The 24,690-nt window shown below is 53.5% G+C and carries 14 protein-coding genes and 1 tRNA gene; 6 read left to right on the forward strand and 9 right to left on the reverse strand.

The features are described from left to right. Nucleotides 1-21 precede the first annotated feature (21 nt). Complete coding sequence (locus EZJ44_RS01645; protein ID WP_131279460.1) at nt 22-8,112, reverse strand: DUF5979 domain-containing protein; 8,091 nt, start codon at nt 8,110-8,112, stop codon at nt 22-24. A gap of 405 nt (nt 8,113-8,517) precedes the next feature. On the opposite strand from EZJ44_RS01645, the gene EZJ44_RS01650 reads away from it, so the two are divergent. Then, nucleotides 8,518-8,835 (forward strand): hypothetical protein, encoded by a 318-nt coding sequence (locus tag EZJ44_RS01650; protein ID WP_131279462.1) that lies wholly within the window; start codon nt 8,518-8,520, stop codon nt 8,833-8,835. Nucleotides 8,836-8,893: 58 nt separating this feature from the next. After that, nucleotides 8,894-10,210 carry an alpha/beta hydrolase gene (locus EZJ44_RS01655; protein ID WP_131279464.1) on the forward strand — a complete coding sequence of 439 codons (1,317 nt, stop codon included), beginning with the start codon at nt 8,894-8,896 and terminating at the stop codon, nt 10,208-10,210. 373 nt (nt 10,211-10,583) lie between these two features. On the opposite strand, the gene EZJ44_RS01660 is transcribed toward EZJ44_RS01655, so the two are convergent. Further along, nucleotides 10,584-10,671 (reverse strand) — tRNA-Ser (locus tag EZJ44_RS01660). A 220-nt stretch (nt 10,672-10,891) separates the two neighbouring features. Between EZJ44_RS01660 and EZJ44_RS01665 the strand changes: the two genes are divergently transcribed. Next, entirely contained in the window at nt 10,892-11,902 is a 1,011-nt protein-coding gene (locus EZJ44_RS01665) for an NAD(P)H-quinone oxidoreductase (protein ID WP_131279466.1), read from the forward strand. Here the strand turns inward: EZJ44_RS01665 and EZJ44_RS01670 are convergent. From EZJ44_RS01670 to serS, 3 genes are all read right to left on the reverse strand, one after another. After that, a complete protein-coding gene (locus EZJ44_RS01670) occupies nt 11,784-14,267 on the reverse strand; it encodes a hypothetical protein (RefSeq protein ID WP_131279467.1) in 2,484 nt (827 codons plus the stop codon). The genes EZJ44_RS01665 and EZJ44_RS01670 overlap by 119 nt on opposite strands. Before the next feature lie 113 nt (nt 14,268-14,380). Further along, nucleotides 14,381-15,322 carry an HAD family hydrolase gene (locus EZJ44_RS01675; RefSeq protein WP_241658545.1) on the reverse strand — a complete coding sequence of 314 codons (942 nt, stop codon included), beginning with the start codon at nt 15,320-15,322 and terminating at the stop codon, nt 14,381-14,383. After that, complete coding sequence (gene serS, locus EZJ44_RS01680; protein WP_131279469.1) at nt 15,319-16,593, reverse strand: serine--tRNA ligase; 1,275 nt, start codon at nt 16,591-16,593, stop codon at nt 15,319-15,321. Before serS ends, EZJ44_RS01675 begins: the two co-directional genes overlap by 4 nt. 122 nt (nt 16,594-16,715) lie before the next feature. Here serS and EZJ44_RS01685 point away from each other — a divergent pair, with 122 nt between their 5' ends. After that, nucleotides 16,716-17,906 carry a diacylglycerol/lipid kinase family protein gene (locus EZJ44_RS01685; protein WP_131279471.1) on the forward strand — a complete coding sequence of 397 codons (1,191 nt, stop codon included), beginning with the start codon at nt 16,716-16,718 and terminating at the stop codon, nt 17,904-17,906. Here the strand turns inward: EZJ44_RS01685 and pheA are convergent. Then, nucleotides 17,880-18,878 (reverse strand): prephenate dehydratase, encoded by a 999-nt coding sequence (gene pheA / locus EZJ44_RS01690; RefSeq protein ID WP_131279473.1) that lies wholly within the window; start codon nt 18,876-18,878, stop codon nt 17,880-17,882. The genes EZJ44_RS01685 and pheA overlap by 27 nt on opposite strands. A 263-nt stretch (nt 18,879-19,141) precedes the next feature. Between pheA and EZJ44_RS01695 the strand changes: the two genes are divergently transcribed. After that, on the forward strand, nt 19,142-21,478 hold the full coding sequence (locus EZJ44_RS01695) for a hypothetical protein (protein ID WP_131279475.1): 2,337 nt from the start codon (nt 19,142-19,144) through the stop codon (nt 21,476-21,478). 74 nt (nt 21,479-21,552) lie between these two features. On the opposite strand, the gene EZJ44_RS01700 is transcribed toward EZJ44_RS01695, so the two are convergent. The 3 genes from EZJ44_RS01700 to upp all read right to left on the reverse strand — a co-directional run bounded on the left by EZJ44_RS01700 (nt 21,553) and on the right by upp (nt 24,122). Beyond that, entirely contained in the window at nt 21,553-22,338 is a 786-nt protein-coding gene (locus tag EZJ44_RS01700; RefSeq protein ID WP_241658546.1) for a glycosyltransferase family 2 protein, read from the reverse strand. A gap of 167 nt (nt 22,339-22,505) precedes the next feature. After that, entirely contained in the window at nt 22,506-23,363 is an 858-nt protein-coding gene (locus tag EZJ44_RS01705; protein ID WP_131279477.1) for a DUF5926 family protein, read from the reverse strand. A 120-nt stretch (nt 23,364-23,483) separates the two neighbouring features. Beyond that, nucleotides 23,484-24,122: a uracil phosphoribosyltransferase gene (upp, locus tag EZJ44_RS01710; protein WP_131279479.1), complete on the reverse strand. Its 639-nt coding sequence runs from the start codon at nt 24,120-24,122 to the stop codon at nt 23,484-23,486. Between the two features lie 49 nt (nt 24,123-24,171). Here upp and tadA point away from each other — a divergent pair, with 49 nt between their 5' ends. Then, nucleotides 24,172-24,663, forward strand: coding sequence for a tRNA adenosine(34) deaminase TadA (gene tadA / locus EZJ44_RS01715; RefSeq protein WP_241658547.1), 492 nt, complete (start codon nt 24,172-24,174; stop codon nt 24,661-24,663). Nucleotides 24,664-24,690: the final 27 nt, after the last annotated feature.

Consider the following 24,690-nt stretch of genomic DNA (forward strand, 5'->3'; position numbering starts at 1 on the left):
ATGCTCTCACTGCATTAGGCACTACCGCCCAGCTCGTGACCTGCGCGAAAGCACAAATCCACCTGCTAGCAACGCCAAGACCACCAGACCAAGAACCAGCACTACCGAACCAGTCCGAGCAAGCCAATCCAGTTCTGGAGTAGGCGGCACCGGATCCACAGCAGGGTGCGGCAAGTCCACGCTCTGACATGCCACATTATTACCCTGTCCGTCCGAATCAAATTCCATGCTCACCACATTATGGATACCCAACGGCTTCCCATACACATCATTCGATCCACACTGGAATTTCTTCCAGTCGTATCCACTACTCTGTTGATCCACCGCGAACGTCACGGCAACCTCAAACACTCGCGATTCACCAGGCCCTAGAGGTATCTCACTCAACGGATCTGCTTTAGCAAGCATCCAAGCTTGACCAGCCACAACGTCGTCGCGCTTCACTGGCTCCACCGTAACCGTGCCGCCATGCACATCCGGACGCTGCTCCGTAACAACCACTTCACGAATCATGGCAGAGTCAGGCATCGTCATCGTATCCGCAATATCCTTCAAAATACCCGAGGTCACCGACGTCGAACGGTTCGTTACTTTCACCTCGTAACGCGCGGTGAACGTGCCGTCGTCATTCTTCGCGACCACGCCAGCTCCTGTATCGCCAGCACCGATATTCTTCTTCTCCACAGAGAAGTTGCTCGGCACTGCGCCACAATCCCCGTCATTAACCGTGATACCAGCAGAAGTCACGAACGCAATATTGTGCAGATCCACAACTTCATTCGCATTGCGCTCCGTACATTTCTCTTTGACCTGCGGCAATTGATCCGGACGCAGCACGCCGTCGCCACTCGGGTTTGAAATATTCATCACCACAGTGAAAGTTTCAGACGACGCCGGATCGCTAGCTCGCAGCTCACGACGCTCGTCGCGCACTGTGCCGTCCGGCAAAGTCACTGGCTCAGGCACAATAACCGCATCCAGCTTCCCGCCGTGATCCACGAAATTCTCTTCACCAGCAGCTACATTCGCATTTGTTCGGAAAATCTTCGTAGCAGCCGGCGTCGAATCCGTAGGGTTGGCATCAGGGAACGTCACCTTCACATATTTGAGCATTACACCTGCTGGTACCTCCGGGCGATCAATGAGCGAATACTTAGTCGCGCCATTAACCGACGGGTTCGTCACTTTGATCGAATACTCCACATTCCATGTGCCATCCCACGCACCATTAACCATGTTTTGGCTGGTGCCAACGTAGGTCTTTTCCACTTGCGCCGCTGGATTAAGCGTATTCACAACATCAATATCCGTACGTTCTCCCAGCAAATCGAAGGTAAAGGTATTGTGCAAGCCATCGTGCATTTCATCGCCCACAGCTCCACCATCAATCATGTACCGGACGGTAGGATCCCACTGGTACTTGTTAGGATCAATCACATTCAAATCAGTAATTGTGCGATCAATGGGCACTCCTCCAAGACTTGTCACATCTGAGCCCGGCGGAATTTCGGCCACACTACAGGCGGCGCCACGCGGAATCACAGTATCGGTAGACACGCGAGCGCCACCAGCAACTACATCCACAGTATCGTGCACCACCGTGCCATCACCAGCACGGCACATGAACCCAACCTTGTAAATTCCATCCGGCTTTGCGCCTTCAGCAGCACCGGCAATCGGAGCTTTAGCCAAGGAAAGCTCACTAAAGAAACGCTTCGTATCGTTAGTGACTGCGAACTGCGCAAGTGTGCCCACGCCAACTACCGCCGGCGCAGCTTCCACCGGCACGTTTGCCAATGGCACAGTCCACTCGTATGACGCATCCACCGCTACCGGCTGTGCTGGGCGGCTATTTTCCGTTACCGAACAGCTCGATCCCGCCAAAATCTGGGTATCACCCGCATCAGAAAGAATCTGCGCATCGCCACCACCAAGCGAATACCAAGATCCGGTCTTCACAGTTCCGTCCTCGGCCGTACACATCCAACGCCCCACATACTCATTCTTGAGCGCATCAGTGGTAGCTTGAAGGGATTTTTGCACGTCACCAGTCACGTTTTTCAAAACGTTGATCGAACCGTATTCCCGAACTGCCTTGGTCACAACTCGCAAATATGCAGTACCAGAGGTGCTCGTTGGCACCGACCACAATCCCGATTTCACTTCGAAATCCGGGTTCGTACCCGAGGTAGCGTAAGCGCCGCGATAGCCTGGCTCCGTCCACGACCACGATGAATCCTTGAAAGCATTTACATCTGGAGCTTCGGTACGCACTCTACAATTCCAACCAGCCGGAATGATGTCCGCACCTGCCGCATCAGTTAAGCGGATCTTTCCATCCACCACTGGCAATACAACAGATCCTTCAAGAAGATCGGTAGGATCATTCGGTGCAGTACAGCGCCACGCCACCGTGAGCTGCTGCCCACCGGTGAGTACCGCCGGATTTCCCTCGAACTGCGTCGAAATCTCCACCGGCGTATATACGCGCGTCACATCATTGGTTACCACAGCTTTAGCTGCGTTACTGGCAGAATCAATCGTCGCCGTGGCGGCGTTTCCATCGGTAACCGGGTAGGTGATCGACGGCGTCGCCCACGTCCAGGAACTATCTACCAGACCATCTGCTGCCGGCGTATTCTCAGACACCGTACACGACGTCGTCAATGGCAGTGCGTCCGGTGCTGTGCCATCAGAATTCGTGAGCGTCGCCGAACCTGTGCCAGTGCGCGTCCACGTACCCTTTGCGATTTCCTGACCAGCATAAACACACCGGTAAGTGCCGCTAAACTCCGCGGTAGCCTTCACGGCCTTATCTCCAGCAGTCTGCGCAGCTGGGCCATATGCCTTCGAAATATCAAGTCTGCCCGTCACACGATCAATCTGATTCGTGACTGTCACATTGATACTCTGCGCATCCATTGGCACCACAAAGGTAGTTCCGTTCGTCAACGCGATGTTCTGCCCGTTCACACTCACCTGGTACGACGGCGTTCCCCACCGGTACGAAACGTCTTTCAGCAGGTCTTGACCAAGAGCGCCCTCCGACAGCGTACAGGTCCAGCCACGTGGCACCGCCCGTCGGAACGCAGCTGTGCCACCGTTCGTCACGTCAATCGTGCGCGGATCGAAGGAATCTTTTGCCTCGTCAACACAGGTAGCGTTGATCGTGAATTTCTGCTGCGGATCGAGCATGCCGGTCACTTCGCCCGCTACAGTCTTCGAAATATTCACCGCAGATTCCTGATGAATAATCTCGTTCTTCACAATCATCGAATTAGTTCGATCTGCTTCAACGATTGCCGAGATCACGTCAGCAGTAGCACCAGACTTGCCCCACACATAGGACGGATCGCCGACGGCGGGCACCGCGTTCGGATTCGTAGCAGTTGCGCTCGGCGCAGCCTCAGTTGGCACACATGTTGAATTCAACGGCAAAAGCGTATTGGCTTTAGTCAGATCAACGGTATTACCTGCAGAATCTTGTGCAGTGATCGCAACCGTTCCTGGGCCAACAATACTCCAACTTCCATTAACAGGGGCATCGCCCTCATGTGTACATTGGAACGTTCCCGAGTATGTAACGTCACGTCCGTAGTTGCTCGCCAGATCAACTCCCACAATTTCCTTGCTGAGCTGCATCGTTCCGTAGGCACGTTCGATCTTGTTCGTCACGGTAAACGTGCCGTTATCGCCGTCGTTCTTGACGAGCAACCGGTTATCGGTTGAGGAGGTTGGCGTTCCATTGTGCGACGACGTATAGTCGCCCCAAACATACGAGCTATCTTTCAAGCCGCCCGACGGCGTCGTCTCCACTACGGAACACGACGAACCAAGAAGCACATCGAACGTTGTGGTGCCATCATCAGCAATCGTGGCTGGCTGGAAGGTTGTAGCCGTGTCACCGGGAAGGCTACACTGCAAGTTCACAGTAAACATTGCCTGACCAGCACCCACAAAGCCCTGAGCTTTATTTTGAGTGTCTACGGTCTTCTTGACTGTAACTTGACCACGGTGTTCAGACATAACATTTGTTACTGAAACGGCCGCCTCTACAGCCCTATCCGCAGGTAGTGTGAACGTAACGCTACGATCAGCAGTGCTCACATTCGTCACACCCACACCAGAAACGGCGAATTTCACCTGATCCCAGCGATAAGGATCTTTGGCAGTGGGCATAGTTGCCGATTCGCTAATCGTACAGGTAGAACCAGCAGCAATATCTTGGCCTGACGAGGCCTTGAGCGTCATCGTTCCATCAGCTGTGAGCTTCTGGTCTGTGTTTTCGTAAGTGATTCCGCTGATCGACTTACAGGTGAAGTCAAAGCTGAACTGGGCTTGGGCATCGTATGCCACGCCCGCTTCGCCACCTTCAACTTGCTTGCTCAGGGTGATACCAGCGGTGTATTTCTCGATATGGTTGTCGATTGCGAGCGACTGATTAGCGTTCTCGCTCGAAATCGTGACCGCACTTCCCGGCGTCGTATGCAACCAGTAGAACGACGGATTGTCAGCTACCGGAGCAGGCGGCGTCGATTCGGTAGCCGAACAACGCGATCCAAGCAGCACATTTACTGCGGTTGCATCACTGGAGAGTGTGGCACCACCCGAGGTCACTGCCAAGGTGGCGAGCCCCGTGCCAACGCGCGACCACGTGCCAGAAACTACTTCGGTGCCCTCAGCGTAGCTACACTGCCAAGTTCCCGAATAGGTGATATTCGATCCAACATCTGGATTTGAAGTTGGTGCGGTGAGCTCTTTGTTCACCGAGAACGTGCCATAAACGCGCTCGTAGGTGTTCGTAAACGTCACACGCGGGAATGGATGATCGACGTCGGCCGACTGCGCATGAGCAGTCACCACAGTACTATTTGTAGTACCTGACGTGCCGTTATGCTCCTGGCCATACTCGATCTTCCACGCTGTGCTGGCCCATCGATAGGATTCATCAACGAGACCATCTGATTTACCCGTTAGATCCGTTTCGGTAACAGTACAGTCTGTGCCAGCTGGAACTTTCTTGGTCGTATTTCTCCACACTTCATTGGCTGCGAGCGAGATAGTTTCTGTATAGTTCTGTGACTCGCCCTGAGCAGGCGCGTTACAGCTCACCGTGAACGTGAACTTCGCGTTCGAGTTCAGCGGCTTCAAATCTGGCGCTACTACCTTTGCGATTGCAATACCGCCATAAGATTTCATTGTTTCGTTTTGCACGACGACGACGCTCGAACCGTCATCCGCAACCGTCACCGTATTGTTATCCAAAGGTTTATTGGTGCTATCAAGGTACTTTGTGGCGTCCCGATTCCAATCGAAGTCGGCTTTGAGCAGGCTTTCGTTGAAATTCGCGTCCGTCTTGGCTTCGGTCACGGTACAGCTAGCACCACGTGGAGCGCTAATTTCTTGCGTTCCATTAGCGGCAACATTCACTGTGTACGAGAAGTTATCGCCACACTTCACATCAATTGCGAAAGTGTTGGAGTCGTTGCCGGTGTAGCCACTATCGCCGGTTGCGCCTGGACCCACCACTGTCTTCTTGATAGTGAGCTTGCGCTTATCTACTTCATAGGTATTCTTCACCGTGGTTTTCAGCGTGCCGTTGTGAGTTACTACGTTCGTCTGCTGCCCATTGGCATCGGTAAGCGGCGCAATAACCGGATCTTTCCACACAAAATATGGCGCGGAAAACTCGCCAGTTTGCACTTGCGGCTTATCCTCGGTAACGCTACAGGTTGATCCGGCCGGAACCGGCACAGACTCGCTACTACCAGCGAGAATATTGGCAGTTCCCTCAAATGGTGCGCCCGACGTCGTACACGAATACTTGATCGCGAACTTGGTGGTACCCACGTAACTTGACGGAACAGAGGAATCGGCCGGCGCTACCTCCTTGTGGATCACGAGCACGCCCATATTGCGCGTTAGGGTATTGGTAATGCGCGCCTCTGGGATGTTGATGGGATTGGGTTGCAACCAGAGCACATCATACGCCGGTTTCGCCCAAGTATAGGAGGTGTCTTTAACGTTCCCGCTCGGCTGATCCTCGCTTATCTGGCAGCGAGCACCTTCCGGCAGGTTGTCTATAATCTGCGATTCATTTGCTGCGAGCTGAACTTTGCCCGCATACGTGGTGCCATTGAACGTTCCACATTGATAGTTCACGTTAAAGACTTTTTGCGCACCACCTGTAAATCCACTTTCAGGATCTTTGAGGATCTTGGTGAGCTTAATCGAACCGGTTCGATACTCGTTGTTCCAGGTACAGGTGACGTCCGCGCCGTCGGCGAGCTTAACTTTACCATCGGTGATCGGAACGTCTGTGCCCTTCACATCCTTGCAGACCAAGGACTTTTGCGTGAAGCCCACAACTTTGTCGTTCGGCGATTCAGAGAGAGCATAGGTTCCCGAGGGCACCCATTCGTTTGTGCCACTCACGCCCGAGAGCGTGGTGTTTTTGGTGACCTGATCTTCAGAGACGCCGGTGGCATAGAGCGTCCATTCCTTGCCGGTCACGGTGCTTGGGTAGCTTCCCGAGAGCTCTTTTTTCAAAGTGAGCTTGGTTTTCGCTTCGTACACATTGTGGAACGTACAAGTGATTGCATTGCTCTGTGTGTCTGGTGCGAGACCTACTCGTTCGAAATTAATACTCCGACGGGTGACGTCGTAATCCACCGGAACGTCGCTGCCAGCAGCATTGACGCACTTCATGGAATCAAGACGCCAGCCAGTAGAATCTTTACCTCCGAGCGGAGTGGGAGCGTCCTCAGTGATCGTGAAATCGCTGCGTCCAACGAGGAAGGAATAGGACTCGGATTGAGCCGTGCCTGAATCGCCGAGCGCAGTGGGCTTAAGATTCGGGATCGAACCGTTCTTCAAAAAGGTCTTGCTAGACGAAAGAGTAGACGGCGAGCCTGCAACTTCAGCAGACTTCACACCCAAAGTTTCGGAGAACGAAAACTCTGGAATAGCCACACTCTGTGAATTAGCATCTGCGGTGGCAGTCTTTTTGATGGTGAGTATGCGCTCTTGGTTGAACGAGCCATACAAACAGCCATAGGAAACTTGCCCTTCTTTGGTGGTGAAAGTATTGACGGGCGCAGAGTTTGCTGGCGGAGTATCAGGGCAAGTGCCATCAGCGTCTGGCACAAATCCCCACAGCACGAGGCGGTACGGAACTCCGTTGGAATCAATCACGATCTTCGTAGCTGTTGTTTTGTTGATACGAAGAATATCGTCGGAAGCAGGGTTAAGGTCAGCACGGCCTTTGGCACCGTAATAGTAGTAATACGTATTGTCGATGCCGAAGCCGCCATACACATCAGTATCCACATACATGTCGAAGGTTCCGTAACCCTCGCCAATGTACTTGTAGCAACCCCAGTCGCCATTTTCATTCTGAGCGAGAACACTTGGACTGGAACAGAAGTACGAGCCAGGCTGCCCGATTGGAGACGCAAAATAAATATAAGCGCCACCACTACGACTAACTACCGACGGAAGTTCGTTGTTCGGAGTTTCTTCCTGATCGAAAGGGAAGCTCTCAACGTTTCCGTTGATGCTGAGGTCGATTGAGCCATGCACAAAGCGGTGCTTGGTTTGAATGGGGAAGTTATTATGGCGCATCGTGCCCACTAAGAACTGCGAACCCGCCTTAACATTGCCAGGATTATTTGCACGGAAGCCTAATGCCGATGTATCTGCCACAGAAATATAGGGAGAACACGCAGTACTGAAGCCACGCGATACATACGACCATAAATCTTGTTTCGTTGCGATCTGCCAATATGGCGACACCGTCGTAGTCGCATACGTACCCGACCCGTAACCATACCGAACACAGTCCTCCCACGAATAATCAGGCGTATTCTGCGTCGGATTGTCATTAACTACAACCTGACCCATTTGCCCGTACACTGCGCCAACGCTCAGCACATCCGCACCCGGCTGCTCTTGAGTGGCTTGCGCTGAATGTGTGGAATCAACAACCAACGCTGTGATGATCGTCGTGAAAAATACTATAAGCGCACTGAGAAACGCCAGTGCGCGCTGAGAAACTGAATAAGATGGCGAGGCCAAGTTTTCAGGCTCACCACTTTTTGGGCGCTGATACATAAGAACTCCGAATTATTCCGAATGAAAAGATTTATATAATGCAGGGCGTTGCAGCTAAAGTCCACCTATTTGCTTTGCTCTATTACTTGGACTTTTTCCGTCATTAATCGCCGAAACACATGACCGTATCGATCATCTGTTTCCGAACACGTCCGCACGCCTGTAGGGTTCAGCAACTTTTCGCAGCCCTTACTCGAGACGTATGAAAGAATTCAATTATACCTAATCATAACATTTCCGAAATAAGGTTACAGATCAACCAAATGAGATATAGTTAATTTTTCAACTAAACGATGTATATTCTCATTTTTTCAGATATCGCCAGTTTCGAACCTCACACTTCCTGCACGTTCGAACAAATTCCTTCAACCTCACAAATTTCGGATATTGCCATAGAATGCGGCTATGCACACATTCGGGTTAACAGATACCTCCACAATCATCGTGGTGATCGTAGCCACTGTAGCCATTTTTGGGTGGACCATCTTTGGCCTGCCCTCCGTATGGATGCGCAACACTAAACGGCGAGAAATCCTCATTCAAGAAGGAAAGTCTCCGCGACTCCCCACCTGGACATTCACAACCTTTCACCACTTTGCCCAGCTAATCAGCCTACTGTTGTGTTGCATTGGTGCCATCGCCGTCGTCACTATCCTCGCCAATCGCCACACCATGATGTTTCCGTCATGGCATGCCCTCTTCACCCAACTCGGAATCGTCTAGCCCGCCCATCTCACCTGCAACCTTCCCCATCTCCCAAATCCAGAATTAAGGAACAGCAATGTTCAGCTTCGGTTTACGTGACACAGCACCGCTCGTCATAGCAATATGCATATTCGTTTTCTCTGCACTTTGGGTGATAGTTGGCATCCCTACCATCTGGAAACGGCGTTTCCGCAAATCCACCACCACGAACGAATCTTTCAAACTGAGTGCGCGGCACTTCGCTGAACAAGGCTTCTTTGTAACCCTGTGCGCATTATCAGCAGTAGTAGCGTTATTCCTTGCCGCCAATCGGGATTCAGTCTGGTACGGCACATGGAACGATCTGTTCAACAAAACAGATTCCACTCCCACAATTCGCGTTGTGACAGGAAATTCAATACTTCCTCACGCCGATACGGGCGATTCGCCCACACCATCGACAGCATCAGGCCCGCGTTCAGGATCGCCGTCACAGCCGTCTACAAAACTTGAAAGCAACGCTACGACACTCGCGAAAGGTATCGCATCGGCGTCGTTCGTTCTCGATTCGACGCCGGTCGACTTCAGCGAGCTCCAAAAGGATCCTCTCCACAACCCGGCCTTTGCGAAGTACCAGAAAGAAAAGCGTGGCGTCTGGATTCGCGCCACGATTGACGGTCAAGGCGAGGACGGCGACGGGCGAACGCTCATTTACCTTCCGGCGTCGTACCTCACGGACACCAATCGGGCATATCCAGTGCTCATAGCCCTGCACGGCATCCCCGGTTCTGTATTAGAGTACCGTGACGCGCTCGATGTAGACCGTTATTATGGCAAGACGGTTCGAAACGGCACGAACGCCGAAGCGATTATTGTTGTGCCGGAACCATTTCCAAAAAATCTCGACACCGAGTGCATGGACGTGCCCGGCGTGGCTATGGAAACGTGGCTCACGTCGATTCTACCTGCGTGGATCAACGAAAATTTCCGTACCGTTCACGATCGCAACTACTGGGCAGTCGAGGGATATTCGGCAGGTGGCTGGTGCAGCGCCATGTTAACGATGCGCCACCCAGACATATTTGGAGCAGCAATTATTAAGGCGGGCTATTTCGCGCCGATTTACGACGACGGGAACGAATGGAACAATCCAGACGATCCGCGCTACCTCCTCACCGAGATAGCGAAAAACAAGCCTGCGGTGAAACTGTTTGTTGTGACAGGTGAGCAAGACGAATTGTTCAGAGACAGTTACGAAGAATTTCGAGAAAATGTTCAATCCCCTACTGAGCTCACCGAATACGAAATTTCAGGAAGCACGCACCGGTGGGAGATTTACCGGCAGAGTTCGATTCCGGCGTACGAGTGGCTGGGTAGAAATCTGAAAGGTTTTGCGGCAACAGCCAGTAAGTAGGTAAATATAGATAGCGCGCCAACAGATACATAGCTAGCCGGCAGAGAGCAAGGTGCAGATAAGGCTTCGTCTGCATACGCTAAGGTCACTGGCTTACTGGCATTACTACATAACGGCAAAGTGCCCTATTCCAGTGTTGCTGGCGGAGTTTGTTTGCCCTAATTTAGGCGATTCTTTAGGCATCGACGCTATATAGCGCGATAAATAAGCCAGCACCAAAGTTAGGGCACGCCTGCCGAGTATCCGTACGCCTGCCGAATATTTGCAGAGCCAAAGTTAGGGTTATAGGGCACATCTGCCACCCCTCAGCACCCATGGAACTTCAAAATTATGACGAAATCCCCGCCAAATCAATGATTCAGCGGGGATTTTGCGGAGAGTGGGGGATTCGAACCCCCGATGCGGGATCGCCGCATAACGGTTTTCAAGACCGTCTCATTCGGCCGCTCTGACAACTCTCCTTGCACGTCACTAAGCCGCTGATCTACTCGCTTCGAAAAGTTCGCTCTGATCAACGCGCCACCACAATAACGTGCCTTACGATTCTAAACGAAAAACTGCCAAGTTAAAACTTCGCGCACACCGATCTCAGTTTCCCGCCAGAAATCACACTAACTCCGCCCCTCTCAAATTCCCTCAACAGCATTCCCTTACTCACCCAAACTTTGGCAAGATGTAAATATGAAAGCTATTCGCACCGTCAACGAACAACCCACAATCGAAGTCGTTCCTGTACCTGAGCCCGGCCACAACGAAATCCGCATCAAAGTAACCAGCGCGGGCATCAACCGCGCCGATATCCTCCAAGTTGAAGGAAAATACCCGCCCCCACCAGGTGCTACGGACATTCTCGGTCTGGAAGTCTCCGGCGTTGTTGACGCGATTGGCACGCTCGATCCGGAACTGTTGCACAATCCCTGCGCAACCCTCGGGGCACAGGTCATGGCTTTACTGCAAGGAGGCGGCTACGCGCAATACGTCACTGTCGATATTCGCCTCGCCTATCCCATCCCCACCAACATCAACCTCACCGACGCCGCCGCGCTACCCGAAGCGCTCGCCACAGCTTATTCAAATCTCGTGCTAGCAGGTGGAATGCAGGCAGGGAGTCGCGTACTCATTCACGGCGGTTCTGGAGGGGTGGGTGTTCACGCAGTCCAACTCGCCAAAGCGTGGGGTGCCACAGTACTAACGACGGCGGGAAGCGCGCCTCGCGTCCAGCGTCTGCTCGATCTTGGCGCAGATCACGCTATCGACTACCACGAGCTCACTGAGGAAACACAACTCGCACAGTGGACGAGTGAGCATACCGACGGCGCAGGTATCGACGTCGTGCTTGACGTTATGGGAGGTAGCGGGCTTGACGCTAATATCCGCACCCTCACCGACGGCGGAAAAATCGTTATCATCGGTACGCAAGGCGGCACGCGGCCACAATTCAATCTCACGCGACTGATGGTCAGACGCGGCTCAATCATTGGCACTACCCTGCGTTCGCGGCGTCTGTCTGAACGAATTGATGTGCAGCAACGCGTGGCACAAGACGTTCTTCCTTTCGTCGAAGAAGGGAAAATCAGGCCAGTGATTGAGCGGATTTACCCGTTTGCGCAGGTTCACGATGCCCATGCAGCGCTTGTTCGCGGCGAGGTATTTGGCAAAGTCCTGCTGCAAGCGCCGGAAGAAGCAGAATAAAGCCCATCCCCGGCAACACAATTCCCGAATCATTCATCACGAACGCGATGCCGAGGCAGGTTCCAATTGAAATCAGCGTGCATACCGCAACGGAGTCGAGAAGTTTCGAATACATAGCACGAGCTGCGGGAATAATGACGACGACGATCAGCGCCAAACCTGCAAGCGTCACCCAACGATGGGACGAGGTAAAGAGGAGGCGGAGGTTCACAGAAATCTTGCGCACGATGATTTCACTCGCCTCGCCGTCCAAAATCGACTGAATGAAGTTACCCAAATGAGTACGCGCTGAACCCGGACGTATCCAATCAACAAAAGCAACACCAAAAGCGGCGCCTACACCGCATAAGGCAAGAACACCTGCCTTTTTGACCGACGGAATCCGCCCACTCACGAGCATCACAAACACTGCAATCGCCGGCACAAAAGCGAGCGCGCCACCGAAATCGGCACCCATTGTGGGCCAAACACCGATCACCGAAGCCACCAGCGGAAATACTGCGCTCACGAGAGCCGCCATCGTTCGAGACCATCCGCGCCCAATGAGCCAGTGAGCCACAAACCCCGCAAAGAGCAGCATACCCGTTGATAGCAGGGCGAATGCCTCGTTACCTAGACCATAGAACCGTGCGCCAAGCAGAGTATTAAATCCCATCGGCGCATCGGACATCACTTTCGCGCCGGTTGCTGTGTCGATAGCCAGGGAAATTCCCGTTAGCGTTCCGATCACCACAAGCGGAAGAAGAATATTAAAACGGAACAAGAAGAACGTTGCTACTGCGATTGCGAGCGCAAGAAGCCACGTGGATGTGATAATCGCCGATTGTGGATTGGCTGCGCGCCACCAGCTGTATACCATCGTGACGAAATGAGAAGCCACCGGCACGCTCGAAATTGTCAAGCCCATGATTCCGAGCGCTACAGCCACCCATGTTTTGCGAAGGCGGGCACTGAGCGAGTCACTAATCTGGTACAGCTTGCATGCAGCGGAAGAGTTGCATAAGCGAGCCACTTTGCCCGCACGTGCAACCTCACAAGTACCCGCAACCTTATCCTCACCTGCAGCCTTACCCGTGCCGGCAAACTCACCCTCGCCTACAAATCCGCGAACACGCGTCGAATGGCGGAAAACCCCAAAAAGCAGTCCGCACGACGTGGAGATGAAAATAATCGCCGACCACGTCATTTCCACATAAAATCCTCCACGAACCTTACGTATTTCACCAGCTTGGAGTGCCATATCGGCTAGGTTCGTACGGCGATACTCAAAACAAGAATCGGCGCTACAAGCGGAAATATCACCAAGCGGAACCTTAGCGACGCTGCTGCCAAGAAAAGCAGGGATCGAGGTGTTGGACGGCGACGGTACATCACCGACTCCGGCATCTTTGAGCAGCTCAAGAGCTGTAGGCAACAGCGAAGCATAAGTAATATTGCCTGTTTGGCGCACTTGAGCGCTCCAAGCCACTGTGTTTTGTGGATGCGCGCTGATGCCATTGGAAATAAAGCCAGCTTGCATCTGTTCGGCCGATCCCAGGCTTTGCAGTGACGCAAAAACAACCGTCGTGCCTGGTTCTAGTCCTGCCATCAGCGCATCAACTCGTTCGGCGTTATTCTTAGCTTGAATATCGCGATAAATTTGCGCAGGTAGGAAGTCTGCTCCGGCTCGCGTCTCCGGATCGTTGTCTGGCAAGCGCGTGATAAAAAGCGATTTTTCGTTGGCGGCGCTTTGGCGATCTGGATCTAGTGCAAAATTACTAATCGATGCATCTACTATTGTGAGCTGGTGAGAGAGCGAAGAATCTCGTACTTGTTTAGCGAACAACTCATTGCCCAACGCAGGATCTCGATAACTCTGCGGCGCTTTTCCGTGGCGGTTAGCGGTTATATACGCTGCCTGTTTTCCTAGCGCCACGTATGTTATTCCGCTATGTTCGAGGAAGTCTCCAAAGCTACCTAACTGTAAATGGGGCGATTCCTCAGCTGACCGAATAGCAATTGATGCCCAATTGAGAAACTCTGATCCTGGAAATACGCTCGGCTCCACACATGTTGGCCGCAGTGATACAGAAGTTTTTGACACTTGACCGCCCGCGCCCATCGCCATGGCAAGATCAATCGGGCACGTCCAATCCAATAACGACGGCGGGATAACGTTGAACATCGTGCCGGAACTGGCCCATCGCGCGAGCGCCGGAGTGCTCCGCGCATTGATATAATCCCAGTTCAGAGAGTCGGTAAGAATCACGACGACGGATTTTTTGGTGGCGTTCGCAGCCGCCGGAGAGTTCGTAATACTCGGCGCGTCCGCAGCGCCCGTCCTCGTGGTAGCCGCTGTATCAGCAACCGCTTGCACTCTCAGCATTCCGCCGAGCAATAATTGTGCAACAAGCAGGAAAAACGCTACAACAAACAGAAGTGTTCTGGCACCTGTATCCGCAAACAGTTTCCGAGATCCCATGCCATTGCGTCGCATGATTAGCCCAGCAATTCCTCAAGCACGAGCGCACACCCGTCAAGGTACACGTCTTCGGTCATTGCATCTGCATACGCGGCAACATACTCCGGCGCATTGCCCATCGCTATACCAACGCCAGCCCAAGCAAGCATTTCGCAGTCATTACCTGAATCGCCCACCGCAACCGTGTGGCGGGCGTCAACGCCAAGGACATTTCGCACATATTCAAGGCTCGTAGCTTTCGAGATTCCCACCGGCGCAATATCCATCCACGCCGACCAACCCACAGCGTATTCCATGCCATGTAAGCCCAGGTCATCCATAACGTCGAGCAATTCTAAGGCAGTCAAATGCGGGGCACGCACCGTCAAACGCGTTGCGTGTGGATCGCTCAACTGCGCAAGAGGCACAATCACCGACTGCCCCGTGAGCTCACCGGGCGGAAATTCCCCGGTGATCTTTCGCGCCTGATCAAGCGTCTCAACTGCCATAACAGCATCAGGTAACGCCTTGGAAATAATCTCAATTTCCCGCTGCGGATCAAAAGTATTGGACGCAACTATCGCCACCTCGGGCGTAGCTTCTTTCACGACGTCGGCCACCGGCGTCGTCCTCTCTTGCGGCGCGATTCCCCCAACACTCAACACGATTGACCCGTTGGAACACACCGCATATCCACGGCAAAAATCGAATTGCTGCATCGCCACTTGCGCCCCGGAAATGCCGCGCCCGGTAGCGATCACCAAATTCGTTCCAGCAGCTAGATGCGCCGCAATGGCCTTTTTGACGCGCGGAGAAAGGGAAGTGTCGTGGTGCAGAATCGTGCCGTCAATATCGAGAGCAACCATCAGCTGCGGCCCTGCGCTTGGCAGTTCAGCAGCCAAAATTGCCTCCCGCCACGCAGTGTTTGGAGCAGTGCGTGGCGGCAGTCCGCCAGAAGAATCAGACCGTGGTGCTGTCACTTCTTAACCGGTTCAATAACCTCGCGACCACCCATGTATGGTCGCAAAGCTGCAGGGATATAGAGCGAGCCGTCGGCCTGCTGATGGTTTTCAAGCATCGCCACCAGCCAGCGCGTGGTGGCCAAAGTTCCGTTGAGAGTGGCGACGGCGTTCGTGCCGTTTTCACCACGGAAACGCGTGTTGAGACGACGCGCCTGGAAAGTCGTGCAGTTCGAGGTAGAGGTGACTTCCATGTAGCGATTCTGCGTAGGAAGCCAAGCTTCACAATCGAATTTCTGCGCAGCTGAAGAGCCAAGATCACCAGCGGCAGTATTGATCACGCGATAAGGAAGCTCAGCCTTGGCAATCATTTCTTCTTCCCAGGCCAAGAAGCGCTCGTGCTCTTCAAGCGCGTCGGTAGGGTCGCAGTAGGAGAACATCTCCACCTTATTGAACTGGTGTACGCGAATGATTCCGCGAGTATCTTTGCCGTAGGATCCAGCCTCACGTCGGTAACAGGTAGACCAGCCAGCATAACGAATTGGTCCTTGCGTAAGGTCAATGATTTCGTCCTTGTGGTAACCCGCGAGCGCCACCTCAGACGTGCCTGTGAGGTAAAGATCGTCGGCCGGGAGATAGTAGATCTCATCTGCGTGAGCACCGAGGAAGCCAGTACCACCCATAATGTCTGGGTTTACGAGCGTTGGCGTGGTGAGCAGAGTAAAGCCGTACTTCTCTGCCTGATCGGCTGCGGCCGTGAGCAAAGCAAGCTCCAGACGCGCACCCACGCCTTTCAGATAGTAGAAACGAGAGCCAGCTACCTTGGTGCCGCGAGCCATGTCTACGGCGTCGATCGCTTCGGCGACGTCGAGGTGATCCTTTGGTTCGAAACCTTCCGTTGCGAAATCACGCGGCTCGCCAACGTGTTTGAGCACCACGTAATCATCTTCGCCACCTGCGGGAACGCCGTCTTCAATAAGATTTGGAAGCTTGAACATCGCCTCCGTGAAGGCTTGATCGGCGGCGTTGGACTCGGCCTCTAACGCCTTGACCTGCTCCGAGAGCTCTTTAGCTTTAGCCAAAATTGCTGGGCGCTCGTCAGCAGAGGCTTGACCGATCGTTCGTGAAAGCGACTTCTGCTCCGAACGAAGATCTTCGAAAGCTTGCAGTGCCTTGCGGCGCGATTCATCGGCACTCAAAATCACGTCTACAACGGACTCATCAGCGCCACGCGCACGTTGGGAGGCACGAACTGCCTCAGGATTTTCACGAATAATGCGGATATCGATCATATATTAAGGATAGGCGCTCTGGGCTTTATCGGCTAATTTGCACGCCGAACTGTTCACAATTCCACTGCGAAGCCACGCGAGATTCCCTGCATAAACACTGGTTTTAACGTACGCTTAGTAACATGAGACCTGAACTCATCATCTCTATCATCGCCTTAGTTCTCGCTGTGATTGCCCTTGGCGCCACCGCTGCTGTGTACTATATGCTGCGAAAGCCACATGCCGCTCAGCCAGCGAATATGCCCACCTCCGAGCCAGCGAGCGCGACTGCGCTGCTAGAGGCCGAAGCTTCCGCCGGCGAGATTCTCGACGGCCCGCCCCACGTTATCTACAATCCCAGCAAAACTGCCGATTGGCGCAAAATCCGCGAAGAGCTGGTGCGTGCGGCCGACGCCGCCGGTTTGCCTGAACCGGTATGGATTAAGACGACGGAGGAGGACCCTGGTTTTGGTCAGGCTCGCCATGCGTTAGACAACCGTGCCTGCGTTGTTATTGCTGCGGGCGGCGATGGAACGGTTCGTGCCGTTGCGCAAGTACTCGCTGGCACCAGCACACCGCTCGGCATTATGCCTGTTGGCACTGGCAATCTTTTGGCCCGAAATCTAGATTTCCCGATTCAGTCCATCAAAGATCTTGCGCAAATCGCTCTCACTGGCATCAATAAGTGTTTCGATGTGGGACGCATCAATATTGAGGAAACGTTGAGCGAAAGCCAAATAGAGAGTCAATCAGAGAACCAGACAGACGACGGCTCGGCCGCACCAGCTGGTCATCATGCCTTTATGGTGATGGGCGGTGTGGGATTCGATGCCGATTTGATGGACTCTACCAAGTCAGAACTCAAAGATCGGATCGGCTGGCTCGCATATGTGCAGGCTGCAGGCACACATCTTTTTTCTTCCAAGCTCAAAGCGCAATTGCAGCTCTCGGCCAATCGGCAGCCGGTAGACGTGGAGGCCCGCTCGGTGATGTTCCTCAACTGCGGCGAACTCACCGGCGGAATCGTGCTCGAACCTCATGCCGATCCAGCTGATCAATGGCTCGACTTGGCAGTTCTTGACGTGCGCGGAGGAATCCTCGGCTGGTTCGATCTAGCGCGCCGCGTGATCCTCAAAGGAATCGGCTTCCAAGCGCACGACCTCATCAAACAAAACGTCGTAGCTGGTCACATCACCACACGGCGCATTCGCGAGTGCCGCGTAGCCCTGGAAAGACCTCAGCAGCTACAGCTCGACGGCGATGTGCTCGGCGTCGTCCAGGACTTCACCGTGGAAGTTTTGCCACAGTCACTCTACATCCGCACTCGGCATTGATCGGCTGACCAGGCTTTTCACCCAAGCTCGTGCCGCATGGAAATCGCTATCTGCGGTACCTGCCAAGAGTTTTGTTTTCACGCCAGCTGCCGAGGGATACGAGCCAAGGAAAGTCACCTTGGGGCTCACGCGATGCAAAGCAACCAGCGTGGACTGAATCCGCTCGTCGAAAATATGCCCCTCGGCGTCGATAGAAAACGCGTATCGACCCAAAGAATCTCCGATCGGACGCGACTCAATCCGGGTGAGATTCACCCCATGAGCTGCAAACTGTTCGAGCAGCGTAAGCAAAGCACCAGCTTCATCTGTAGGTAGCTGCACCATCAAAGTCGTTTTATCAGATCCGGTACGCGGCGGCACTGCGCCAGCCGCGCCTATCATCACGAAGCGAGTGACGGCGTCGGGATTATCGGCCACATCCGCACTCAACACCTCGAGACCATACTGTTGCGCTGCGAGAGGTGAGACGAGCGTGGCGTCGTATGCGGCGTCGTCGTAAGGAAGCGTGAGGCCTTTGGCACCTGCTGCGGTTGACGTCGCCGGAAGATGGACGACGTCGGGCAGGTGGGTGAGGAGCCAGTTTCGGCACTGCGTCCAGGCGGCGTTGTGAGTGGAGAGCCGCTTAATGCCCGCAAGCTTCGTTCCAGGGCGAACAGCGAGCACGAAGGAAATCTGTTGCAGTACTTCGGCACCGATAATCAGGTCGGCGCTTTGTGCGAGGGTGTCGAGAGTTGCGTTGATGCCACCTTCGACCGAATTTTCAATAGGGACGACGGCGAAATCAGCCTCGCCCTCGCGCACCATTTTTATTGCGCGGGGAGCGTCAATTGCAGGAATATGCGTGGTATTGGAGTCCTCAGGAGCGATGGCATTGAGCGCCTGCTGGCAAAAAGTGCCGCGCGGACCGAGAAATGCGAAACGGGTTGGGCTGGTTGTGGCAGCCGCGTGCGCCGATGTAGTTACGCCATCCATATATTCTCCTCACAGTGCTTAGCTTTTTACCACTGTAATGCTTTTAGAAACGAAGCGCTCCCAGTGAATACTATGCGGAAAGTGAATGAGATCGGGAAACAGTAGTTGAGTATCGTAGGATTGGATTGGGAAATATGATCCAAGTGTGCGTATTAAACTGCAAAGCTACCTTCGTGGTTGACAATGCCGCAGCTAGATTATGATGTTTTCCACCAAAGCCTGTTTTCCGCTTAGAAATCCGCTTAGAAAGTAGACTCCCGCACGTGAGCCAACCAATACTTAGCCGAAAATCGCCAGCAATGCTCCTTATTGCTGTTGTAGTAGCAATTTGTGCGATTTTTGGTGCGCTATTATTGCGCCCGACGAGCGAAACTCAAGCTTTGAGCGCGGCGAGCAATACTAAAGGTTCGAAAGAAGCAAACCACTCGCCCGTCGTCTTCATCGGTTTTTCTGGTGTGCAGTGGTCCTACGTCAATCCGCAAACCACGCCTCACCTCGCCGAATTTGCCGGTAAAGCCGCGAGCGCAAACAATGTTGTGCGCACGCTCGATACAACTACTTGCCCTGACGACGGCTGGCTCACCGTTAATACTGGTATGCGCACTACCTCGGCGCGTGCGAATGGCGATTCGTGTGCGCTTCTTCCTGAGCCTAAAGCCACTGGTCAATTAGGGCGTACACTGGCGATTAGCAACTGGGCTGATTACGTTGGCGCAAATGAGTCAAATGCCTACAATCCGACACTTGGATTATTTGGCAAGCAGCTTAAGAGCGCTGGAAAACGTGTTGCAGCGGTAGGCACAGGCGCTGCTCTTGCTGTAGCAGACGAATCTGGGCAGGTAACTGGCGATTATTTCCCGCGTGTGGAAGATATGAAGGCGCCGTTGTCGCAGTATGACATCGTAGTTGTGGATCTCGGCGACGCCCGCCACCCTGATTGGCCACTCGGTCAGGAAAATCATGCCGAAGCGGGATCTGAGCTTAAAGCTGCTTTTTCCCAGCCTCAACAAGCTCCCGAGCAGCTCATGGCCAGCGTGAAGCAGATTGACAAAGCTTTGGGAACCGTTCTTGCCAAGATCGATCCGGCCGCTACCGTGCTGATTGCCTCTGTTGCCGACTCAGATCAGATCACCGCGCAAATGCAATATTTCGCGGTGCGCACGCCACAGACGGAGCAGACTGGTGCCGGCGCGCTTGCTCATGCCAGTTCAACCCGCCAACCAGGAATTGTCCAGCTCACCGACGTATTGCCGACCTTAGGCAAGCTATTGGCACTGCCTAATATATCGAGCCTCACCGGTAGCCCGATCCGCTTCGCTATCGACGACCGTTCTGCGCAAGAACGCCTCACCTACTTCACCGATGTTGAGGCACGCGCGACGGCAGTTCGCCCTGCTGTAGGGCCTTTTTATATTTTGTTTTCGGCAATATCGTTGTTGTTCATTTCCGTAGCGCTATTTTATGTGCGACGCCGGAGCTCACGTTCAACAAAGCTTGCTAACGAGATTCAACCATCATCAGAAGAACCAAGCGAAACGGCACCGGAACTGGGAGCACGACGCTGGCGCGCGCCGTCGTTTGTTGCGTTCGGATTGCTTATAGTTGCGGCACTGCCGATTTCCACGTTCTTGCTCAATTTAGTCCCGTGGTGGCGCCTCCCCCATGCTCACATATTTTTGATCTTATTCGTGGTGCTTCTGGCCGCGTTGCTAGGAACAATCGCTTTATTCATCACGAAAAGGGATCTTTGTGCTGGTTCGTTCTGTATCGCTGCTGTTACCACAGTGGTTCTGAGCGTTGATGCGGTGCTGGGTTCGCCTTTGCATTTTTCTTCGATCATGGGTGACCAACCGCAGTCCGGCGGACGTTTTTACGGCTTAAGCAACGCACCATTTGTACTTTTCGCCACCTCGATATTGTTCATTACCGGGTATTTGTTTGAAAAAATGCGTGCCCGCTCAGCGCCGTCATGGATACGAATTGCGGTGCTGTTATCTATCGGATTTTTTGCCGTGGTAATCGACGGCGCGCCAAGTATTGGCGCTGATTTTGGCGGACCTCCGGCATTGTTTGTAGCTTTTGTGCTGATTGCGTTCTTAGAGGCACAGCGGAGAATGAGTTGGGTCTCCTTGCTGCTCATTGGCGGCGCCGGACTCGCTGGCATGTTCGGTATTTCCTACCTCGATTGGCGTCAACCGGAGGAGGACTGGTCACATTTTGGCCGATTCTTTGATTCGATCGTATCCGGCGACGTTTTTAAGGTGATCGCTCGAAAATTCGAATGGATGACGACGTCGGCGCCAACTTTCGTGTGGATTATTGTGATTCCGTTGGTGCTGGTTGGCGTATGGTTTGCAGTGCGGCACCGCTCAGGCATTGCTTCTCTCATCCGCCCAGATAGCGTAGATGCCGGTGGCGCTATGACTAATGCGGCTGAACGCTCCGCCATTTCCGCCGACCTGTGGATAGCTTTTATGGCTACCGTCGCCATGGTGTTTGTTGGATTGTTGATTAATGATTCTGGACTCGTGCTACCAATGATGGGAATTTTCTTTGGCGGCCCACTATGGTTGGTACCGGCAGTGAGCGCACGGCGCTAACTTGTGCAACTAAGCTAGCACGCCCGCAAGCAAGCGTAACCTGCCAGGATCACGCAGCGCTTCGCGATGCCCGATTAATTCTCCTGGTAGGAGTTATAGGGCTCGCCCGCGATGCTTGGCTTAGAATTGCGCTGTGATTTGCTAACTCCAACTCGTCGCAATTTGCGGCTATTTACAGCAAGCAGCACATCTTTATACTGCATAGCGCGGTGAATCTGCCCTGAGAGGTCGTTTGCCGTCGCACGATGCTTAAGATTACACGGCACTTCTTGTACTGTGAAACCTGCCGTGAGGAGGTCGATGGTCATACCCACTTCGACACCCCATCCGGTGGCTAGCGGCTGAACAGCGTCAAAAGCAGCACGCGTGATGCACCGCTGACCAGAGAGCGGCTGCTGTGGTGACCACCCAGTAAGTTTTTCAATCGCCTTGCGCCCAAGACCCGTCACAAACCCATGACCTCCCGCGCCTGCCTGCGGTGGTAAATATGCGATTGTGCAGTCCACATTACCAGTGAGAATCGGATCGATCAGCGGTGCACATTCAGCGGCGGAGTCACCCAAATCGGCATCTAAAAACAGCAACGCACGTGGCGGCGCACCCTTGGCGTCACGCATTCCAGCCACCGACGCACCTGTGCCCATCGCGGAAGCTTTTCCGCGGTTATGGGAATGTCGCACCACTGTGGCGCCTGCAGCGCGTGCCACCTTCTGCGTATCGTCCTCGGAACCGTCGTCGACGACGATCACCAAATCAACTCGTGGAAGCGCCCAAGCAGCGCGAATAGTTGCACCTATTCTTTCGGACTCGTCTTTTGCAGGGATGACGACGGCGATGCGCTGGTTTTCTTGTACGTTCACACATCAAATTATACGGATTTTGCAAAGAGTTTCCCTAAAATGTGCAAGGTTTCGCAATTGGAGAATGGAAACTCACATATTACCGCTGCGGGTGACTGGGTAATAACAATGGCAGGCGACGCGACTAACGTGCACCTGCCATTGTTATTGTTTATCTATGTGATCGATTAGCGAAGAGTTACTTGACGAGAAACGATGCCGGCCTTTGCACGGCGCTCATCTGGTGTCAAAGCTGCACTCGAATCGATCTCGGCCGTCAACACTTTGTCGAACTCAGCCATTGGCTGTGAAAGTTCGCTGGCTTCAGTTCCTGGCTCCAGCTCAAACACCGGAATAAGCAGACCTTGCGCCCGGAATGCACCTACGAACCGTGCGCCGTCAAAAGTAAGTTCACGGCGAGTTTGCAAGCGAGCCAAGGCGTTAAGAATCGAATCTTCGTCCTCTTTGCGTACCCAACGTACAAATTCGCGCTGCATACGAGTCCAGAACGCACCTTCCACTCCCTCTACCAGCGCAGTTGGAATGATCTGGTCTTTAGTCTGCTTAATCGCCTCAGCCACATCTGGCTTAGAAGCTTCGTCTTCACCAATCCAGAAACCAAAATCTTCTTCGAGTTGCAGCTTTGATTCGAAGCTCAGATCCAAAATATCTTGCAGACGCGAGCCAGGCTCAGGCTGTTCCGTCTGGTTGAAAGTCTCGCCATTTTCCAGCTCAAGACCCCACAAGATTCGATCTGCAATATCAGTGGACGCAGCACCAGAACTCATTACCGTCTGCGCAGCCACCAGCAGTTTTCCATCCGAACGACGAATAGCTCCCACCATTTGTGGCAACATCGTGACCAGCAAAATCTCTTCCGCTCCGTGCTCCTCAGTGGTTCGCACTGGCAGTGTTGCTGCCGGAATGATCTCACTCATGGCCACGAGATCAGCTTCGAAAGGTAGCCCCTCAAAAGGACGATCCACAAATTGCACGCGAGCGCGCTTTGGCTTGTTTTCCTTAATACGACGGCTCTTCTTACCCATATCTACTCCATAAATAGTCAAATTAAAAACGATTAGTCCACTGCGCACCTAGTCGTCGACGCTGCTGATCCGCAGTGCTGCGAGTGCGCGCCCTGCCAGGCGCCCGCTACCAGTCCGCTATCAGTCCACCACACCGTAAAGACGATCGCCGGCGTCACCCAATCCTGGCACAATGAAGCCTTTTTCGTTGAGATGATCATCTACTGCGGCAACGATGATCTTCACATCTCCCCGATCCCCGATATGCTCTTCAAGCGTCTTTAGACCTTCAGGAGCAGCAAGAATACAGATCGCGGTAACGTCCTTCGCTCCACGTTCGATGAGATAATCGATAGCTGCAATGAGCGTATGACCAGTGGCAAGCATCGGATCAAGCACGAAACACTGACGATCGGTGAGGTCATCAGGCAAACGGTTGGCGTACGTGATCGCCTCAAGCGTCTCTTCGTCACGCTTCAGTCCAAGGAAGCCGACCTCCGCCGTCGGCATCAGACGCGTCATACCCTCAAGCATGCCGAGACCTGCGCGCAGAATCGGAACCACGATCGGACGTGGTTTCGAGAGCTTAGCGGCCGTCATCGGCGCTACCGGGGTGTTAATAGCTTTGGGCGTGATCGATACGTTGCGCGTGGATTCGTATGCGAGCAGCATAATCAGCTCTTCAACGAGCTGGCGAAACACTGGCGACGGCGTATTTTCGTCACGAAGCACAGTCAGTTTATGGGTTACGAGAGGATGGTCAATCACCTGAAGTTTCATACCTTAAATGTACCGTGTTCTAGGCCGCTAAGGGTAATACCATAGAGATATGTTTGAAAATGAATCCAAGCTCATGGCATATGCTATGACTCTCGCAGAACGCGCCGCACAGCTTGGCGACGTGCCGGTGGGCGCCGTCGTCGTCGATAGCAATGGCCTGGTGGTGGGCGAGGGGTTCAATACTCGCGAGGCCGACGCCGATCCGGTAGGTCACGCTGAAGTCAATGCGTTACGAGCTGCGGCGACGACGCTCGGAGGGTGGAATCTCAGTGGCTGTACGCTTGTGGTCACCTTGGAGCCGTGTACGATGTGTGCCGGTGCGATTATAAATTCGCGCATTTCGCGTGTGGTTTTTGGCGCTTGGGACGCGAAGGCTGGTGCGGCAGGTAGTGTGCGCGACGTGTTGAGGGACGCACGTTTGCCGCACAGGGTTGAAGTGATTGGTGGAGTATGTGAGACGCAGACCAGCGACCAGGTAAAAGATTGGTTCCAACAGACGTTGCGTGTGAAGTCGATAGCATCTGAGATGCCAGAGTTGTAGATTGCGGGAAATTACCGATAGGATTAC

Origin of the sequence: Arcanobacterium bovis (genome assembly GCF_004331995.1) — a bacterium.
GTDB classification, from domain to species: domain Bacteria; phylum Actinomycetota; class Actinomycetes; order Actinomycetales; family Actinomycetaceae; genus Arcanobacterium_A; species Arcanobacterium_A bovis.

Excerpts from the sequence above, each read along its gene's own strand:
- EZJ44_RS01645 (WP_131279460.1), bottom strand. The coding sequence starts at position 8,112 with ATGTATCAGCGCCCAAAAAGTGGTGAGCCTGAAAACTTGGCCTCGCCA.
- EZJ44_RS01650 (WP_131279462.1), top strand. The coding sequence starts at position 8,518 with ATGCACACATTCGGGTTAACAGATACCTCCACAATCATCGTGGTGATC.
- EZJ44_RS01655 (WP_131279464.1), top strand. The coding sequence starts at position 8,894 with ATGTTCAGCTTCGGTTTACGTGACACAGCACCGCTCGTCATAGCAATA.
- EZJ44_RS01665 (WP_131279466.1), top strand. The coding sequence starts at position 10,892 with ATGAAAGCTATTCGCACCGTCAACGAACAACCCACAATCGAAGTCGTT.
- EZJ44_RS01670 (WP_131279467.1), bottom strand. The coding sequence starts at position 14,267 with ATGCTGAGAGTGCAAGCGGTTGCTGATACAGCGGCTACCACGAGGACG.
- serS (WP_131279469.1), bottom strand. The coding sequence starts at position 16,593 with ATGATCGATATCCGCATTATTCGTGAAAATCCTGAGGCAGTTCGTGCC.
- EZJ44_RS01685 (WP_131279471.1), top strand. The coding sequence starts at position 16,716 with ATGAGACCTGAACTCATCATCTCTATCATCGCCTTAGTTCTCGCTGTG.
- pheA (WP_131279473.1), bottom strand. The coding sequence starts at position 18,878 with ATGGATGGCGTAACTACATCGGCGCACGCGGCTGCCACAACCAGCCCA.
- EZJ44_RS01705 (WP_131279477.1), bottom strand. The coding sequence starts at position 23,363 with ATGGGTAAGAAGAGCCGTCGTATTAAGGAAAACAAGCCAAAGCGCGCT.
- upp (WP_131279479.1), bottom strand. The coding sequence starts at position 24,122 with ATGAAACTTCAGGTGATTGACCATCCTCTCGTAACCCATAAACTGACT.
- tadA (WP_241658547.1), top strand. The coding sequence starts at position 24,172 with ATGTTTGAAAATGAATCCAAGCTCATGGCATATGCTATGACTCTCGCA.